Annotated in this window: 13 protein-coding genes and 1 other annotated feature; all 13 genes read right to left on the bottom strand. The window is 42.6% G+C overall.

The window, feature by feature from the left end:
* Positions 1 to 88: 88 nt before the first annotated feature.
* The 13 genes from AC0VXY_RS00710 to AC0VXY_RS00650 all read right to left on the bottom strand — a co-directional run bounded on the left by AC0VXY_RS00710 (position 89) and on the right by AC0VXY_RS00650 (position 13,636).
* Positions 89 to 337: a 50S ribosomal protein L7ae-like protein gene (locus AC0VXY_RS00710; protein ID WP_034765997.1), complete on the bottom strand. Its 249-nt coding sequence runs from the start codon at positions 335 to 337 to the stop codon at positions 89 to 91.
* A gap of 160 nt (positions 338 to 497) precedes the next feature.
* Positions 498 to 4,097 carry a DNA-directed RNA polymerase subunit beta' gene (gene rpoC / locus AC0VXY_RS00705; protein WP_435994216.1) on the bottom strand — a complete coding sequence of 1,200 codons (3,600 nt, stop codon included), beginning with the start codon at positions 4,095 to 4,097 and terminating at the stop codon, positions 498 to 500.
* A 51-nt stretch (positions 4,098 to 4,148) separates the two neighbouring features.
* Positions 4,149 to 7,706, bottom strand: coding sequence for a DNA-directed RNA polymerase subunit beta (rpoB, locus tag AC0VXY_RS00700; RefSeq protein WP_475526610.1), 3,558 nt, complete (start codon positions 7,704 to 7,706; stop codon positions 4,149 to 4,151).
* 232 nt (positions 7,707 to 7,938) lie between these two features.
* Positions 7,939 to 8,547, bottom strand: a complete 609-nt coding sequence (locus AC0VXY_RS00695; RefSeq protein ID WP_475526609.1) for a class I SAM-dependent methyltransferase — start codon at positions 8,545 to 8,547, stop codon at positions 7,939 to 7,941.
* A gap of 123 nt (positions 8,548 to 8,670) precedes the next feature.
* Positions 8,671 to 9,030 (bottom strand): 50S ribosomal protein L7/L12, encoded by a 360-nt coding sequence (rplL, locus tag AC0VXY_RS00690; protein ID WP_060674138.1) that lies wholly within the window; start codon positions 9,028 to 9,030, stop codon positions 8,671 to 8,673.
* A 59-nt stretch (positions 9,031 to 9,089) separates the two neighbouring features.
* Positions 9,090 to 9,590, bottom strand: a complete 501-nt coding sequence (gene rplJ / locus AC0VXY_RS00685) for a 50S ribosomal protein L10 (RefSeq protein ID WP_060674140.1) — start codon at positions 9,588 to 9,590, stop codon at positions 9,090 to 9,092.
* Between the two features lie 42 nt (positions 9,591 to 9,632).
* Positions 9,633 to 9,777 (bottom strand) — a sequence feature (ribosomal protein L10 leader region).
* A gap of 50 nt (positions 9,778 to 9,827) precedes the next feature.
* Positions 9,828 to 10,529 carry a 50S ribosomal protein L1 gene (gene rplA / locus AC0VXY_RS00680; RefSeq protein WP_435994222.1) on the bottom strand — a complete coding sequence of 234 codons (702 nt, stop codon included), beginning with the start codon at positions 10,527 to 10,529 and terminating at the stop codon, positions 9,828 to 9,830.
* A gap of 125 nt (positions 10,530 to 10,654) precedes the next feature.
* Positions 10,655 to 11,080 carry a 50S ribosomal protein L11 gene (rplK, locus tag AC0VXY_RS00675; protein WP_032085258.1) on the bottom strand — a complete coding sequence of 142 codons (426 nt, stop codon included), beginning with the start codon at positions 11,078 to 11,080 and terminating at the stop codon, positions 10,655 to 10,657.
* Positions 11,081 to 11,257: 177 nt separating this feature from the next.
* Complete coding sequence (gene nusG / locus AC0VXY_RS00670; RefSeq protein WP_435994225.1) at positions 11,258 to 11,791, bottom strand: transcription termination/antitermination protein NusG; 534 nt, start codon at positions 11,789 to 11,791, stop codon at positions 11,258 to 11,260.
* Positions 11,792 to 11,961: 170 nt separating this feature from the next.
* Positions 11,962 to 12,141 (bottom strand): preprotein translocase subunit SecE, encoded by a 180-nt coding sequence (gene secE / locus AC0VXY_RS00665; RefSeq protein ID WP_044340513.1) that lies wholly within the window; start codon positions 12,139 to 12,141, stop codon positions 11,962 to 11,964.
* Positions 12,142 to 12,185: 44 nt separating this feature from the next.
* Positions 12,186 to 12,332, bottom strand: coding sequence for a 50S ribosomal protein L33 (rpmG, locus tag AC0VXY_RS00660; protein WP_079534455.1), 147 nt, complete (start codon positions 12,330 to 12,332; stop codon positions 12,186 to 12,188).
* Between the two features lie 72 nt (positions 12,333 to 12,404).
* The gene (sigH, locus tag AC0VXY_RS00655; RefSeq protein WP_397545354.1) at positions 12,405 to 13,064 is read right to left on the bottom strand and encodes an RNA polymerase sporulation sigma factor SigH; all 660 of its coding nucleotides are present in this window, start codon (positions 13,062 to 13,064) and stop codon (positions 12,405 to 12,407) included.
* Between the two features lie 62 nt (positions 13,065 to 13,126).
* A complete protein-coding gene (locus tag AC0VXY_RS00650; protein ID WP_435994228.1) occupies positions 13,127 to 13,636 on the bottom strand; it encodes an NYN domain-containing protein in 510 nt (169 codons plus the stop codon).
* Between the last annotated feature and the right edge of the window lie 2 nt (positions 13,637 to 13,638).

The raw sequence follows: 13,638 nt of genomic DNA, 5'->3' as shown, positions 1-13,638 counted from the left end.
TCCCTTCTTATTTGGTAAGCCCACACATCCAGGTGGTTCTTTTTTGGGTAAAAGTAAAGTTTTTGTAGATCCTTCTACAAAAACTATTTTACTGTATAATCGCAACAGCTGCTGCTCCAACATCTATTCCGCACGATTTTCCAAGTTTCTTCATCGAATCCACTTTGTTAACCGGTACATTAAGATCAATCGCGGCCTGAACTACTTTTGCTGTAACCTTGGGATCAGCATCCTCCGCAATTACAACTTCGAGTACATGACCTGTTTTTAGAGCTTTCACTGCTTGCTTTGTTCCTACAATAATTTCTTTAGCCTGCGCTACTTTTTCATAAGACATTTCATATCCTCCAAAGTAACAGGTTATTAATAGGAGCAACCTTGAATATATTATCATCTTAAAAGCTCTATGTCAACATAGATTTGAAAGATTTATAAAAGCTAACTCTTAAGACTGATGTTTGAGCAATCAAACCTGCCTAAGAGTTAGCCTAAATAGATTACTCTACTGTTACTGTTTCTTCACTAGTATCTTCTGCTAATACCGGTTCTGCCTTGCGGTAACGTTCCATACCTGTTCCAGCTGGAACCAGTTTACCAATGATTACATTTTCTTTCAATCCAAGTAACTCATCACGTTTTCCTTTAATCGCAGCGTCCGTCAACACACGAGTTGTCTCCTGGAATGATGCTGCGGACAAGAAGGAATCCGTTTCAAGCGAAGCTTTGGTAATTCCAAGCAGTACAGGGCGTCCTGTTGCCGGAAGTTTGCCGCCGAACAATGCTTTCTCATTCGCATCTCTGAATTGGTGGATATCCATAAGAGTACCTGGTAGTACTTCGGATTCACCAGCGTCGATAACACGAACTTTACGCATCATTTGACGAACCATGACTTCAACGTGTTTGTCGCCGATTTCAACCCCTTGCATACGGTATACCTTTTGTACTTCGCGCAGCAAGTATTCTTGAACGGCTGATACATCACGAACTTTAAGAAGTTCTTTAGGATCAATTGAACCTTCAGTGATTTCCTGACCGCGTATGACTTTATCGTTCACAGCGAACTTCAAGCGCGCTGTGTAAGGAGCTGTGTAACTTCTCGTTTCCACGTCACCTTGTACGGTAATTTCATACTGGCGATCTTTTCCTTCACTGATGGACGTGATTACACCATCGATTTCAGAAATGACCGCTTGACCTTTAGGGTTACGCGCTTCGAATATCTCTTGGATACGAGGCAAACCTTGAGTGATATCGTCTCCTGCAACCCCACCAGTATGGAACGTACGCATCGTTAACTGAGTGCCCGGTTCCCCGATGGATTGTGCAGCGATGATACCAACAGCTTCCCCGACTTCGACTTTTTGACCTGTTGCAAGGTTCGTTCCGTAACATTTTTCACATACACCGTGTCTTGTGTTACATGTGAAGGCAGAACGGATCGAAACATGTTCGACACCAGCATCAATGATAGTCTTAGCCAAGTCTTCTGTGATCAGCTGATTTTCTATAATGATGATTTCATCTGTCTCAGGGTGACGTAACGTCTTACGTGAGTAACGACCGAGTAAACGTTCTTCAAGAGGTTCGATGATTTCCGTACCCTCTTTAATGGAGCCTACGAGTAGGCCTCTGTCCGTTCCGCAGTCTTCTTCACGAACGATGACATCCTGGGCCACATCAACAAGTCGACGTGTCAGATATCCTGAGTCAGCTGTTTTCAGTGCCGTATCGGCAAGACCTTTACGGGCACCATGGGTAGAGATGAAGTACTCAAGAACCGTCAGACCTTCACGGAAACTTGATTTGATCGGTAACTCAATGATACGACCAGCCGGGTTGGCCATCAGTCCACGCATACCTGCAAGCTGAGTGAAGTTGGATGCATTACCACGGGCACCTGAGTCACTCATCATGAAGATCGGGTTACGTTTATCCAGTGTCGCCATTAACTTACCTTGAATCGTATCTTTCGCAGCACTCCAGATGGAAATAACGCGATCGTATCTTTCATCCTCTGTAATGAGACCACGTTTGAATTGTTTCAATACGTTGTCTACTTTACTTTGCGCTTCGATCAAGATCTTTTCTTTTTCCGCTAGTACGACGATATCTGCGATACCAACCGTAATACCGGCTTTTGTAGAATATTTGAATCCAAGGTCCTTCATCTTATCAAGCATACGAGACGTTTCCGTGATGGCAAACTTCTTGAACACTTCCGCGATGATATTTCCTAAGAAACCTTTTTTGAACGGATTGATTAACTCACGGCTTTGGAATACTTCCTTAACGTTTGTTGACGGATCAACAAAGTAGTTCTCAGGAGTCGCAACTTCCAAGTTCGTTCTTGTTGGTTCGTTAATGAACGGGAATGTATCCGGCAAGATTTCGTTGAAGATCACTTTACCAACCGTTGTTAATAATAGTTGTTTGTTTTGCTTCTCGGTGAACGTTTGATTGTTGATGGTGCTTGCATGAATCGCAATACGGGTATGCAAGTGTACATAACCATTTTGATAAGCAAGGATGACTTCATTTGCATCATTGAAGATCATACCTTCACCAACAGCGTTTTCACGTTCAAGTGTCAGGTAATAGTTACCTAATACCATATCCTGGGACGGAGTAACAACCGGTTTACCGTCTTTCGGATTTAGAATGTTTTGGGCAGCAAGCATCAGCATGCGCGCTTCAGCTTGAGCTTCAGAAGATAGTGGTACGTGAACCGCCATTTGGTCACCATCAAAATCCGCATTGTATGCTGTACATACAAGTGGGTGAAGACGGATCGCTCTACCTTCGACAAGTGTAGGTTCAAATGCTTGAATCCCTAGTCTGTGAAGAGTAGGTGCACGGTTTAACAATACCGGATGTTCTTTGATGACGCCTTCTAATACATCCCAGACTTCCGGCTGGACGCGTTCAATCTTGCGTTTGGCACTCTTGATGTTGTGAGCCAATCCTTTTTCGACGAGTTCTTTCATGACGAATGGTTTGAATAACTCAAGAGCCATTTCCTTAGGAAGACCACATTGGTACATCTTAAGGTTAGGTCCAACTACGATTACAGAACGGCCGGAATAGTCAACACGTTTACCAAGAAGGTTCTGACGGAAACGACCTTGCTTCCCTTTAAGCATATGTGAAAGGGATTTTAATGGACGGTTACCCGGTCCAGTAACTGGACGGCCGCGACGACCATTATCAATTAAAGCATCCACCGCTTCTTGTAGCATACGCTTCTCATTTTGAACGATGATGCTTGGAGCACCAAGGTCCAATAAACGCTTAAGACGGTTATTACGATTAATGACACGACGATAAAGATCATTTAAGTCAGAAGTCGCAAAGCGTCCACCGTCAAGTTGAACCATCGGGCGAAGCTCCGGAGGAATGACAGGAAGGACATCAAGGATCATCCAGTCCGGATCATTCCCTGAGTTTCTGAAAGATTCCACAACTTCCAAACGCTTGATTGCACGGGTACGGCGTTGACCTTGGGCTGTTTTCAGTTCTTCCTTCAAGAAATCAGCTTCTTTATCCAGGTCAATGTCCTGCAGAAGCTTTTTAATTGCTTCCGCTCCCATTGCAGCTTGGAATTTCACTCCGTACTTCTCACGGTATGCACGGTATTCTTTTTCAGAAAGAAGTTGCTTTCTTTCAAGAGCCGTGTCACCTGGCTCTGTTACAACATAGGAAGCGAAGTAAATGACTTCTTCCAAAGCACGCGGAGACATGTCTAAAACAAGACCCATACGGCTTGGGATTCCTTTGAAGTACCAGATGTGAGATACAGGGGCAGCAAGTTCAATGTGACCCATACGTTCACGACGAACTTTAGCCTTTGTTACTTCGACACCACAGCGGTCACAAACGACGCCTTTATAGCGGACACGCTTGTATTTACCACAGTGACATTCCCAGTCCTTCGTAGGACCGAAGATACGTTCACAGAACAAACCATCTTTTTCTGGTTTTAACGTACGATAGTTAATGGTTTCGGGCTTTTTAACTTCCCCGAAAGACCACGAACGGATCTTATCGGGGGAAGCTAAACCAATTTTCATATACTCAAAATTATTTACATCTAGCAAGGGGCCTACCTCCCTTTTAATCTACAGGCTCTAACCCTAATTGCTCTAAATTTATTCTTTAGACCCTACTGTCTCGGATTCCTGTGCTTTAGATTCAGAGATATTTAGCGTGTCTGCTTGTTGTACTTCTTCTTCATCCTCTAAGTCGCGCATTTCGATTTCTTCTTCGTTACTAGAGAGGATCTTAACATCCATACCTAAACTTTGAAGCTCTTTGATCAGAACTTTGAATGATTCCGGAACGCCAGGTTCAGGAACGTTTTCACCCTTGACGATGGCTTCGTATGTTTTCACACGACCCACTACGTCATCGGACTTAACTGTTAGAATTTCTTGTAGAGTGTAAGCAGCACCGTAAGCTTCAAGTGCCCAAACCTCCATCTCACCGAAACGCTGTCCACCGAATTGAGCTTTACCACCGAGTGGCTGTTGCGTAACAAGTGAGTAAGGACCGGTTGAACGTGCGTGAAGTTTGTCATCAACCATGTGTGCAAGTTTGATCATATACATGATACCAACTGATACACGGTTATCAAACGGTTCACCCGTTCTACCATCGTAAAGAACGGTTTTGGCATCGCGTGCCATACCTGCTTCTTCAATTGTTGCCCATACATCTTCCTCACGCGCTCCATCAAATACTGGTGAAGCGACATGAATACCGAGGTATCTTGCTGCCATTCCCAAGTGAAGCTCCAGCACCTGACCGATATTCATACGTGATGGTACCCCTAGTGGGTTAAGCATGATATCAATCGGTGTGCCGTCTGGTAAGAACGGCATGTCTTCTTCAGGAAGGATTCTTGAGATAACACCTTTGTTACCGTGACGACCAGCCATTTTGTCACCTTCAGAAATCTTACGTTTCTGAACGATATATACACGTACAAGCTGGTTTACACCTGGTGGTAATTCATCCCCATCTTCACGGTTGAAGACTTTCACATCAAGGATGATTCCGCCGCCGCCGTGTGGCACGCGAAGGGATGTATCCCGGACTTCACGGGCCTTCTCACCGAAGATTGCATGAAGTAGACGCTCTTCAGCAGTCAGCTCTGTTACACCCTTAGGCGTTACTTTACCAACAAGCAGGTCGCCATCTTTAACTTCAGCACCGATGCGGATGATTCCACGTTCATCAAGATTGCGAAGTGCATCTTCACCAACGTTAGGAATATCACGAGTGATTTCTTCAGGTCCCAATTTCGTATCACGGGACTCAGACTCATATTCTTCAATATGAATAGAAGTATAGACATCGTCTTTTACAAGACGCTCACTCATGATGATCGCATCTTCATAGTTGTAACCGTCCCAAGTCATGAATCCAACCATGACGTTACGTCCTAAGGCGAGTTCACCTTTCTCCATGGAAGGACCATCAGCAAGGATTTCGCCTTTCACTACACGGTCACCTTCACTTACGATCGGACGCTGGTTGTAACATGTACCCTGGTTGGAACGGATGAATTTCTGCATACGATACTTATCGAGGTCACCTTTTACTTCCTGACCATCGATTTCTTTCACACGACGCACCCAAACTTGTTTCGCTTCAACTTTTTCCACGATACCTTCGTATTTACAGATCACGGCTGCACCGGAGTCTTTCGCAGATACGTGTTCCATACCTGTTCCGACGATCGGTGATTCCGGATTCATCAAAGGTACTGCTTGACGCTGCATGTTCGCTCCCATTAGAGCACGGTTGGAGTCATCGTTTTCTAAGAATGGAATACATGCTGTCGCAGCTGATACTACTTGTTTAGGAGATACATCCATGTAGTCGAGACGTTCACGCTTGATGACCGTGTTCTCACCGCGGAAACGGGAGATGACTTCTTCATCAAGGAATGCGCCGTCATCTCCAAGACGTGCGTTCGCCTGTGCCACTACATAGTTATCTTCTTCGTCTGCTGTCAAGTAATCGATACGATCGGTTACTTTTCCGGTATCGGGATCGACGCGACGATACGGCGTTTCAATAAAGCCGAATTTATTCACTTTCGCAAAGGAGGAAAGTGAGTTGATCAGTCCGATGTTCGGACCCTCAGGTGTTTCAATCGGACACATACGACCATAGTGGGAATAATGGACGTCACGCACTTCGAATCCAGCACGTTCACGCGTTAATCCACCGGGCCCTAAAGCAGAAAGACGACGTTTGTGCGTTAATTCTGCAAGGGGATTCGTTTGATCCATGAATTGAGACAATTGAGAGCTTCCAAAGAACTCTTTAATGGATGCAATAACAGGACGGATGTTGATCAGTTGTTGAGGCGTGATCGTGTTCGTGTCCTGAATGGACATTCTTTCACGGACCACACGTTCCATACGTGATAAACCGATACGGAATTGGTTCTGAAGCAATTCACCAACCGAACGTAAACGACGGTTACCTAAATGGTCAATATCATCTGTCAGTCCTACTCCATGTAATAAGTTAAAGAAGTAAGAAATGGAAGAGATGATATCTGCAGGTGTAATGTACTTAACCTCTTCTTCAACATACGCATTGCTGATTACGTTGATTTCAAAATCTCCCTCTTCGGTAGGAGAATAGATTTTGATAGATTGAAGAACTACGTCTTCTTCTAATACGCCGCCGGACTGTTGGTAGTTTTTGAAACCAATGCCGTTTTCTAAATAAGGGATGACCTTATCCAGGGCGCGACGGTCAAGAATCGTGCCTTTCTCTGCAAGAATCTCGCCCGTTTCCGGATCTGCTAGAGTTTCTGCTAGAGTCTGACCGAATAAACGATTCTTAATGTGTAGCTTTTTGTTCATTTTGTAACGTCCAACGTTTGCTAAGTCATAACGCTTAGGATCAAAGAAACGAGAAACGAGTAAACTTTTAGCATTTTCTACTGTAGGAGGCTCTCCTGGACGCAGACGCTCATAAATCTCAAGCAATGCCTTGTCGATACCTTCCGTGTTGTCTTTCTCGAGCGTGTTACGAATGTACTCATTATCACCGATCAAATCGATGATTTCTTGATCAGAGCCAAACCCAAGGGCACGTAAAAGAACCGTTACCGGTAGTTTGCGAGTTCGATCAATTCGCACATATACAACATCTTTTGCATCTGTTTCATACTCAAGCCAAGCTCCGCGGTTTGGTATAACGGTAGCAGTAAACCCTTTCTTTCCGTTTTTATCTACTTTTCCGCTAAAGTAAACACTAGGTGAACGTACTAGCTGAGATACGATAACGCGCTCAGCACCATTGATGACAAAAGTACCTGTCTCTGTCATTAATGGGAAATCACCCATAAATACGTCTTGATCTTTTACTTCTCCTGTTTCCTTGTTCACAAGACGGACTTTTACTCTAAGCGGTGCAGAGTAAGTAACATCTCTTTCCTTTGATTCTTCCACCGAGTACTTTGGCTCTCCCAGACTATAATCAATAAATTCCAAAGAGAGATTACCAGTGAAGTCCTCAATCGGAGAAATGTCACGGAACATTTCTCTTAACCCCTCATCAAGAAACCATTGATACGAGGAAGTTTGAATTTCGATTAAATTCGGTAATTCTAAAACTTCACTGATACGCGCAAAACTTCTGCGTTGGCGGTGTCGTCCATACTGAACTAGTTGACCTGTCAACTGATTCACCCCTCAAATCAAGCGTTTTGGTTGTGTCTATATGCCTTAAAGTAGGATTACTACTCTACACAAGACAAAAAGAAAAAGGGTTTTAATGATAAAACCTCATTTTCAAATGACGAACTATTATTTTATAATCTTTTCCAATTTATCCAATGTGTATACATATGGACATAATACCGGAAATTAATATTTTTGCATTTTATAATGTTATCATAGCAGATAAGCTACGTCAACGGATTTCTTTTACAGATTTCAATACATAGTATCCCTTTTTTCTCACGACGACTTCTACGTTTGAAAAGATTTTTTCCATTTTATCCATGGCAGAGGGAGCACCTTGCTTCTTTTGAATAACGACCCACAATTCTCCACGTTCCACCAGATGTTCGTAACTGTTCTCGAGAATCGAATGAACCGTTTCTTTTCCTGCTCGTATCGGAGGGTTCGTTAAAATAGCGGCAAATCCCTTTTCAACGACATTTGTATATCGGTCACTTTGATAGACTTTAACGTTTTGAACTTTATTTTCCCCAGCATTTTCTTTCGCTAAAGATAGAGCCCTCTCGTTTACATCGATCATATGGACCGTCCGATCACTAAGATCTTTAGCCAAGGATAATCCAACCGGGCCATAACCGCAGCCGACATCAAGTAAAGGTCCCTTAACATCAGGTAATTCAAACGTTTCAATCAAGGCTCTTGAACCAAAGTCGACTTCCTTTTTTGAGAAGACGCCCTGGTCTGTCTTAAAACGGAATGTCTGTCCCCTTAATTCAAAGGCAATCATCCCTGGGTTACTTTCCACATCCGGGTTACGGGAATAATAGTGATTGGTCATTATATCATCTCCATCCATTGATAGATCCCGCCTGGTAACCATCTTTTCCAAAATAGAGCAGAGATAGATGCCAGACAAGAAAAAAGCCCGCCAAATATAGCGAGCTTTTCATCTATACAATCATTACTTAACTTCTACGCCAGCTCCAACTTCTTCAAGTTTAGCTTTAAGTTCTTCAGCTTCCTCTTTAGCAATACCTTCTTTAAGAGCTTTAGGAGTGTTATCAACCATTTCTTTCGCTTCTTTAAGGCCAAGACCTGTGATTTCACGAACAACTTTGATAACCTTGATTTTTTGAGCTCCAGCGCTCTCAAGAATTAGGTCGAATTCAGTTTGTTCTGCAGCAGCGTCAGCGCCACCAGCAGCAGCAGCTACAGGTGCAGCAGCAGTTACTCCGAATTCTTCTTCGATTGCTTTAACTAGATCATTTAATTCAAGAACTGACATTTCTTTAATCGCGTCAATGATTTGCTCTTTACTCATTTTAAATTTCCTCCTTGTGATGTTTGCTTAATTTTTTTATTTAAACGACTTGCTTTAGCTTACGCGCCTTGCTCTTCTTTTTGATCTGCAACGGCTTTTGTTGCCAACGCAAAGTTGCGCATTGGTGCTTGAAGCACGCTGAGTAGCATAGAAAGAAGTCCTTCGCGGTTTGGAAGTTCAGCGATTGCTTTAACATCCTCAACTGAAGTGATTGTTCCTTCGATGACACCCGTTTTGATTTCAAGTGCTTCGTGTTCTTTAGCAAAGCTGTTAAGAATCTTTGCAGGTGCAACTACTTCTTCTGTACTGAACGCAATTGCGTTAGGACCAGTTAAGAATTCGTTTAACCCTTCAAGACCAGCTTCTTCTGCCGCACGACGTACCATAGTGTTTTTGTACACTTTGAACTCGATGCCAGCTTCACGAAGTTGTTTACGAAGCTCAGTTAGTTCCGAAACGTCTAGGCCACGGTAATCTACAACGATTGTAGATACACTGTTTTTTAGCTTGTCAGAGATTTCTCCAACGATGTGTTTCTTTTGATCTAGAATGCTGCTCATCATTACACCTCCTGTAGATTGACTGATGAACATTTATACCGTCATCCAATAAAAAATGCCCTTATATCAAGGTAGACATAAGGGCATTGCAAACACGCTATAAGCGGTTATTTTATCGCAATTACCTCGGCAGGATATTAAGCTCACAGTGAGCCCCTACTGTCTACGGTACAAATGTATTCGTTTTTTACAACAGAACTAATTATAATCACTAGTCCTCAGTAAGTCAATACCAAATTATGCCTTAACTGCGAAAGTTGAAGGGTCGACTTTAACGCCAGGTCCCATTGTAGAAGTTACAGAAACATTTTTCATGTAAGTTCCTTTTGCAGCGGCAGGTTTAACTTTAAGCATTGTTTCATACATTGTAGCAAAGTTTTCAACAAGCTTTTCATTGTCGAATGAAACCTTTCCAACAGGAACGTGAACGTTACCTGATTTGTCAGCACGGTATTCAACTTTACCGGCTTTGATTTCATTAACAGCTTTCGTTACGTCGAATGTTACTGTTCCAGTTTTAGGGTTTGGCATTAAACCTTTAGGCCCCAATACGCGACCAAGTTTACCAACTTCACCCATCATGTCTGGAGTTGCAACGATTACGTCGAACTCGAACCAACCTTGGTTGATCTTGTTGATAAGTTCAGCATCACCTACGAAATCAGCGCCAGCAGCTTCTGCTTCTTTTGCTTTTTCGCCTTTAGCGAATACAAGAACTTTTTGAGTTTTACCAGTTCCGTGTGGAAGTACAACTGCTCCACGGATTTGCTGGTCGTTTTTACGTGTATCTACACCTAAGCGGAACGCTACTTCGATCGTTGCGTCAAACTTAGCGAAGTTTGTTTTCTTAACTAGTTCGATTGCTTCTTCCACTGAATAAGCTGTAGTACGATCTACAAGCTTTTGAGCATCAAGAAACTTTTTACCTTTTTTAGCCATTTTAAATTTCCTCCTATATGTGGTTTTAGCGGAATAACCTCCCACGAAATAAGGTTGCGAGTGAAACGTACATTTCATCATCGCAACCTCGTTCAACAGGAACCTCTACTTTAACGAAGCAGGGATTAGTCTTCGATGACGATACCCATGCTGCGCGCAGTTCCTTCTACCATGCGCATAGCTGATTCAACACTAGCTGCATTTAAGTCAGGCATTTTTGTTTCAGCAATTTCACGTACTTTATCGCGTTTAAGTGTTGCCACTTTCTTGCTGTTTGGTTCGCCTGAACCAGACTCGATACCTGCAGCTTTCTTAAGAAGAACAGCAGCGGGTGGAGTTTTTGTGATGAATGTAAATGAACGGTCTTCAAATACCGTGATTTCAACAGGAATGATTAAGCCAGCTTGATCTGCTGTACGAGCATTGAATTCCTTACAGAATCCCATGATGTTAACACCTGCTTGACCTAGTGCAGGACCAACTGGTGGAGCTGGATTAGCTTTACCGGCAGGAATCTGCAATTTAACCATTTTGATAACTTTTTTAGCCACGAGACACACCTCCTTAAGTCCGTGATGTGGTTATTGGGTTTTTCACCCTCCCACTCAAATGTAAAAAATGTCTTTATCAACATAAAGAACGTCTATTAGTTTCAGTATCTCTTTGTGGAGACGCACTGACTTATGAAATAGTACCATTTTTTCAGAATGATTTCAAGTTCTTTTCCATTATAATTTATCTATTTGGGAGAAATCCAGTTCTACCGGGGTATCTCTACCAAACATATTGACGTGTACCTTTACTTTTGCTTTCGCATTATCAATCTCTTCGATCGAGCCTGTAAAGTTCGCAAATGGACCTTCGTTTACTTTTACTGTTTCTCCTAATTCGAAGTCGAACTCTACCTTTTTCTCTGTCATACCCATTTGTTTCAGAAGATTTGTCACTTCTTCCGGCAATAATGGTGTAGGCTTTGAACCGTGTCCTGATGAACCGACGAAACCGGTCACTCCAGGTGTATTTCGGACGACATACCACGAATCATCCGTCATGACGATTTCCACAATTACATAACCGGGAAATACCTTCTTTTTAATTACTTTCTTCTTGCCATTCTTATAATCCGTCTCTTCTTCTTCAGGTACGATCACGCGGAAGATCTTATCTTGCATCCCCATCGTTTCAACACGCTTCTCAAGGTTCGCTTTCACCTTGTTCTCATATCCTGAATAAGTATGGACTACATACCAATTCTTCTCCATCTCATAGGACTAAACGTCCGTCCCTCCTCGCTATTTAAGAATACTCATTCGCCTTTTTTCTCCAAATGAAAAAACCCGTAAAAAGATAACGGGCTCTAAGGTCATGTACTCTATTAACATTCATTATACCATGCTTTCATGGTATATATACAACTAATTCTATGTTTCTCTTACTTAGAACCAATGATCAATCGCATAAGTTCTGAGATGCCCAGGTCGATAACAGCAAAGAAAAGGGCAACAAATACCACTGTCGTAATAACGGTGATCGTATAGCGCGTTAACTCTTTACGTTTAGGCCAGCTGACCTTTCTCATTTCCGATGCAACATTGCGAAAGAATTTAAACATCCGTTAGTAACCTCCAACTAATATCAATACGCAAGACTTCTACACTATTTAGTCTCTTTGTGTAGGGTGTGAGCATTACATGTATTACAGAATTTCTTTAATTCTAATCGAACGGCCTGATTACGGTTTCCCGGCACGGAATAATTCCTGGAACCGCATACCGTACAAGCCAGTATTAGTTTAGTAGTCATATATTCCACCTATACTATACATAGTAAGTCCTATCAAAAATAACACGACCACCAAAATGTGTCAATATGACTTTACATCGTTATTTCGCGAACTTCCAAGTATCGTTCAAGCTTCCGTTTCACTCGCTGTAAGGCATTGTCGATGGATTTCACATGACGGTTAAGCTCTTCTGATATCTCCTGATAGGACTGCCCGTCCAAATAAAGGGCCAGTACTTTCCTCTCAAGATCGCTTAACAGCTGGGCCATCTTATCTTCCATATTATCGAATTCTTCGCGATTGATAATGAGCGCTTCCGGATCCATTACTTTCGCACCTGAAATGACATCTAATAGCGTTCGGTCAGATTCATCATCATAAATGGGTTTATCAAGTGAAACATACGAATTCAGTGGTATGTGCTTCTGTCTCGTGGCTGTCTTGATGGCTGTAATGATTTGTCTTGTGATACAAAGCTCTGCAAACGCTTTAAAAGAAGTCAGCTTGTCCTCCTTATAATCACGGATTGCCTTGTATAATCCAATCATACCCTCCTGGACGATATCTTCCTTATCTGCCCCGATTAAAAAATACGAGCGGGCTTTCGCTCTAACGAAATTACGATATTTCCTGATTAAAAAATCGAGTGCTTCGCTGTGACCCTGATGGACGGCTTCTATTATCTCTTCATCATCCATGCCTTCTAATCGATTATCAAATGCTTCTGTCCTGATGATATTGCTCACACGCATCCCCCCGAGCAAAACAATAGATAGAAATATTATACATTACAGAAAATTCAATCGTCAACCTATCATTGTTCCCCGCGGCGCCATTTTTCGAAAATTTCAGCAACTTCTTCTGATAATTGGATCTTGGAAGCCGGCCGTTTCTCACTTGAATTCCTTACTTTTCTTTCAATCTTTTTTTCGATGACTTCCACCTCGGTCAAGAGCTCCCTCGCTGATTTGCGAAGGGCTCCCTGCCCAAAGATGGCCCATTGCTCTGTAAAATCAGAAGTGGCTACATGAATCTGTGTTTTGATATTGCTTAATTCAATAGCCAATCTTTCAATTCGTTCATCTGCCGTTTCATTTTCTTTGGTGAAGAGCACTTCCACTTTATAATTTTGATATTTCCGGGCAATCCCCTGTACGTAGTATGCATCAAATATGACAATGACACGGTAGCCCGTATACCCTTGATATTCTGCCATTTGTTCGACCAGGCGGTCTCTTGCCGCTGCTAAATCCTTCTGCTTCAAATCATTCAATTCCGGCCAGGCACCGATTATGTTATAGCCATCCACAAGGAGGATATCCATCT

The sequence above is a fragment of the Rossellomorea sp. QJM3NY_18 genome, assembly GCF_056173145.1.
Note: the sequence above shows the minus strand (reverse complement) of the source record. Positions and strands in the feature narration are given on the sequence as shown.

Excerpts from the sequence above, each read along its gene's own strand:
- AC0VXY_RS00710 (WP_034765997.1), bottom strand. The coding sequence starts at position 337 with ATGTCTTATGAAAAAGTAGCGCAGGCTAAAGAAATTATTGTAGGAACA.
- AC0VXY_RS00695 (WP_475526609.1), bottom strand. The coding sequence starts at position 8,547 with ATGACCAATCACTATTATTCCCGTAACCCGGATGTGGAAAGTAACCCA.
- rplL (WP_060674138.1), bottom strand. The coding sequence starts at position 9,030 with ATGAGTAAAGAGCAAATCATTGACGCGATTAAAGAAATGTCAGTTCTT.
- rplJ (WP_060674140.1), bottom strand. The coding sequence starts at position 9,590 with ATGAGCAGCATTCTAGATCAAAAGAAACACATCGTTGGAGAAATCTCT.
- rplA (WP_435994222.1), bottom strand. The coding sequence starts at position 10,529 with ATGGCTAAAAAAGGTAAAAAGTTTCTTGATGCTCAAAAGCTTGTAGAT.
- nusG (WP_435994225.1), bottom strand. The coding sequence starts at position 11,791 with ATGGAGAAGAATTGGTATGTAGTCCATACTTATTCAGGATATGAGAAC.
- secE (WP_044340513.1), bottom strand. The coding sequence starts at position 12,141 with ATGTTTAAATTCTTTCGCAATGTTGCATCGGAAATGAGAAAGGTCAGC.
- rpmG (WP_079534455.1), bottom strand. The coding sequence starts at position 12,332 with ATGACTACTAAACTAATACTGGCTTGTACGGTATGCGGTTCCAGGAAT.
- sigH (WP_397545354.1), bottom strand. The coding sequence starts at position 13,064 with ATGCGTGTGAGCAATATCATCAGGACAGAAGCATTTGATAATCGATTA.
- AC0VXY_RS00650 (WP_435994228.1), bottom strand. The coding sequence starts at position 13,636 with ATGGATATCCTCCTTGTGGATGGCTATAACATAATCGGTGCCTGGCCG.